This window comes from Streptomyces calidiresistens (assembly GCF_014141525.1).
Taxonomy (GTDB): domain Bacteria; phylum Actinomycetota; class Actinomycetes; order Streptomycetales; family Streptomycetaceae; genus Streptomyces; species Streptomyces calidiresistens.
Window position 1 is genome coordinate 1 of record NZ_VKHS01000535.1, and the last position, 3893, is coordinate 3893.

Genomic DNA, 3893 nt, shown 5'->3' on the forward strand with positions numbered 1-3893 from the left:
GGGTGGGGATGATTCGGACGCGGACATCTCCCGGGCACCCTATCGGGCCGTGCCCGGGATGCCGTCCGGGCCGTCCCGGCGTGCCGGGCACGGCCCGGACGGTACCCGGTGGGACCGCCCTCCGTCGTCAGCCCGCGCTCAGGCGGCGTACGAGGATGCTGGCGTCCCCCCGGGACTCCAGGTCCGCGAGGACGACCGCCACGGCTTCCCGCACGATGCGTCCCCGGTCCACCGCGAGGCCGTGCTCACCGCGCAGGACGAGCCGGGCGTGTTCGAGGTCCATGAGTTCCTCGGCCGACACGTACACGGTGATCTTCTCGTCGTGGCGCTCACGCCCGCTGGGACGCCGGGGGGTTCGGGCCCTGCGCGGGGCCTCCGTACCGGTTCGGGGACTCCGGGGCGTCGCACCGGATCGTTTGCCGGAGCCGGCGGGCGGACGGGGCGCGGAGGGGCGCTTGCCCTGTCCCGGCACGGCGGGCTCGGCGGGCTCCGGCGGAAGGGAAGCCGGCGGGGCGTCGGCCGTCTCGCGGGGTGCGGGACCCTCCGGTTCACCCGCCGGGGCGGGGACGGTCGTGTCGGGAGCGGCCGGGACATCGCCGTCACCGGCGCCTTCCCGGGACGACGAGGCCTGTACGGCGGCCCCGCCGGTGGTACGGAAGAGTTCGTCGGCCGCCGGGAGACTCACTCGGCGTGGCACCGGGCGAGCACCTCCCTGGCGAGCTGGCGGTAGGCGGCGGCGCCCACGGAGTTGGAGGCGTAGGTGGTGATGGGCTCGCCGGCGACGGTGGTCTCCGGGAAGCGCACCGTGCGGCCGATGACGGTGTGGTACACGTTGTCGTCGAAGGCCTCCACCACCCGGGCCAGCACCTCCCGGCTGTGCACCGTGCGGGAGTCGTACATGGTGGCGAGGATGCCGTCGAGGTGCAGGGCCGGGTTGAGGCGTTCCTGGACCTTCTCGATGGTCTCGGTCAGCAGGGCGACACCGCGCAGGGCGAAGAACTCGCACTCCAGCGGAACGATCACCTTGTGGGCGGCGGTGAGGGCGTTGACCGTCAGCAGACCCAAGGAGGGCTGACAGTCGATCACCACGAAGTCGTAGTCCGGCAGCAGGGGCTGCAGCGCACGCTGCAGGGAGGACTCCCGGGCCACCTCGCTGACCAGTTGCACCTCGGCCGCGGAGAGGTCGATGTTGCTCGGCAGCAGGTCCATGCCGGCCACGGCCGTCTTGAGCAGCACCTCGTCGGGGGCGAGCCCGCGCTCCATCAGCAGGTTGTAGACGGTGAGTTCGAGCTCCATGGGGTTGACGCCGAGCCCCACCGACAGGGCTCCCTGCGGGTCGAAGTCCACCAGCAGGACGCGTCGACCGTACTCGGCGAGGGCCGCGCCCAGGTTGATGGCCGAGGTGGTCTTCCCCACCCCGCCCTTCTGGTTGCACATCGCGATGATCTTCGCCGGTCCGCGCTCGCCCACCGGTCCCGGAATGGGGAAGTAGGGCAGCGGGCGACCGGTGGGGCCGATCCGCTCGCGACGCTGGCGGGCGGCGTCGGGGGCGATGGTGGCGGCGTACTCGGGATCGGGTTCGTACTCCGCGTCGGGATCGTAGAACTTCCCGTCGCCGAAGTCCTCTTCGTAGTCGTCGGCCGCGCCGGTCGCGCCGGGGCCGTTCGTGCTCTGATGCGCTGTCATCTTCGGTGCGTTCTGGTGCGTGGTGAAGGTGTGCACGGCGACGGAGGAGATGCCCGCCGTGCCCCCGGTACCCAACAGGCCACCGGGCGCTCCCGGGATCGTCCCCCCGGGAGTAATTGTCGACTCATTCACAAGTCGTCGTACCTCCTTGGGGACCAGGGAACTTCCGGACAGGGTCAGCGTTGCACCATGCCGACGTTTGGCGACTCTATGGCGTGTCGGCGGTCGACAGCAACACAATCCGCCGGACCGACACCCTTGTGTCGGGGATTGCCCCCTCCCGAACTGCTCATGTGTCAAGGGGGCACGGGCAGCGCACGGCGCGTCGACGCGACATGCTCCACCGGGACGAAAAGAGCAAAAGCCCAATCCTCCCGCGAGTCGCCCGTTCGGATGGTCGGAATCCGGCCGAAAGCAGACTCGCCCGGTCGGCCGGGCGAGTCCCACGGAACGGCACCCTCCCGGCTCCTCCCCGGGCTCGCATCACGGACAACACCCGTTTCCCGGGCGGACTTCGGGGGGCGCGGGGGCGTGCGAGAGCCGGCTTCACAAGTCGACTGATCGTTCGATTGACACATCGTTCGAATGAACGAATACCGAGTCGACAGATGACCTTGCGGAGCAAGGGCGGACCCCTCCCCGGCACCGACTCCCCCCGGAGGACGCGGCGGGGCCGAGGGGAAGTCGATATGTCGACTCCCCCTCGGCCCCGCGATCATCGACCGGGACCGGCCGGGAGGTCAGGCGAGGACGGTCGCCGCGTCCACCCGCGGCAGACCGTGCGCCTCCGCCACCGACGCGTGGGTGACCTGGCCCTCGTGCACGTTCAGCCCGCCGGCGAAGGCCGGGTCGGCGGCCAGCGCCTCCCGCCATCCCCGATCGGCGAGCCGGACCAGGTACGGCAGGGTCGCGTTGGTCAGGGCCCGGGTGGAGGTGCTCGGCACGGCCCCCGGCATGTTGGCCACGCAGTAGAAGACCGAGTCGTGCACCGGGAAGGTGGGATCGGCGTGGGTGGTGGGCCGCGAGTCCTCGAAACACCCGCCCTGGTCGATGGCGATGTCCACCAGCACGCTTCCCGCCCGCATCCGGGAGACCAGCTCGTTGGAGACCAGCTTCGGGGCGCGGGCACCGGGGATCAGGACCGCCCCGATCACCAGGTCGGCGGCCTCGACCGCCTCCCGCAGCGCGTAGTCGTTGGAGACGACGGTCCGCACCCGCCCCCCGTAGATGCGGTCCGCCTCGCGGAGCTTGCGCACGTCGGTGTCCAGGAGCGTGACCCGGAAGCCCATCCCCACGGCGATCTGCATGGCGTTCCACCCGGAGACGCCGCCCCCGATGACGACCGCCTCGGCCGCCGGCACCCCGGGCACCCCGCCCGGCAGCACACCGCGCCCCCCGGCGGAGCGCATGAGGTGATAGGCCCCCACCTGGGGGGCGATCCGCCCGGCCACCTCGGACATCGGCGCCAACAGCGGCAGGGACCCGTCGGGGTTCTGCACGGTCTCGTAGGCGATGGCGGTGGTCCCGGCCGAGACCAGGGCGTCGGTGCACTCCCGGGAGGCGGCCAGGTGGAGGTAGGTGAACAGCACCTGGTCCTTGCGCAGCCGGTGGTACTCCTCCTCGATGGGCTCCTTGACCTTGACCACCAGGTCGGCCTGCTCCCACACGTCATCGGCGGTGGGCAGGATCTCGGCGCCGGCCGCCCGGAACTCCTCGTCGGGGATGGCGGAGCCCAGACCGGCCCCGCGCTCCACCCGGACGAGGTGGCCGCGCCGGACCAGCTCGTGGACTCCGGCCGGGGTGATCGCCACCCGGAACTCGTTGTTCTTGACTTCGCGCGGAATGCCGACCTTCACGTGGATCACGGTCCTTGGGTTGTGCCGCCGGGGGTCGCCCGGTGCCTCGGCGGGAGGGTGAGGGGAGCGCGACGGGCGAGGACGACCACCGGGAGGGGATCACCGCTGCCCCGGTGTCCCGTCGTGCCCGCCGGTGCCCGGGCGGAGGGGGTGTCCCACACCATCCCGAACCTGTCGGAAAGACTCATACCCGACACAGCGGAAGTCATCGACCCCTCGCGCTTCGGTCATTGTTAATGAAGGATGACCCCCTGTCCAGCCTTGCAAACAATCCTTAACAGAGAAACTTTTCTGTGTTTCCCAGGCATGCGCTCCGTGACGACACCGGTCTCTCCTCCCCCGCCTCCCCCG

At 71.0% G+C, this 3893-nt stretch carries 3 protein-coding genes; all 3 read right to left on the reverse strand.

Going from position 1 to position 3893, the window contains the following annotated elements:
- Positions 1-127: 127 nt before the first annotated feature.
- Positions 128-697 carry a hypothetical protein gene (locus tag FOE67_RS19085; protein WP_182665932.1) on the reverse strand — a complete coding sequence of 190 codons (570 nt, stop codon included), beginning with the start codon at positions 695-697 and terminating at the stop codon, positions 128-130.
- Positions 682-1686: a ParA family protein gene (locus FOE67_RS19090; protein ID WP_228474044.1), complete on the reverse strand. Its 1005-nt coding sequence runs from the start codon at positions 1684-1686 to the stop codon at positions 682-684. The genes FOE67_RS19085 and FOE67_RS19090 overlap by 16 nt, the downstream gene beginning before the upstream one ends.
- 740 nt (positions 1687-2426) lie before the next feature.
- Positions 2427-3551 carry an alanine dehydrogenase gene (gene ald / locus FOE67_RS19095; RefSeq protein ID WP_182665934.1) on the reverse strand — a complete coding sequence of 375 codons (1125 nt, stop codon included), beginning with the start codon at positions 3549-3551 and terminating at the stop codon, positions 2427-2429.
- Positions 3552-3893 lie beyond the last annotated feature (342 nt).

Bases quoted from the DNA above. Each gene is read 5' to 3' on its own strand.
- FOE67_RS19090 (WP_228474044.1), bottom strand. From the start codon at position 1,686: ATGACAGCGCATCAGAGCACGAACGGCCCCGGCGCGACCGGCGCGGCC.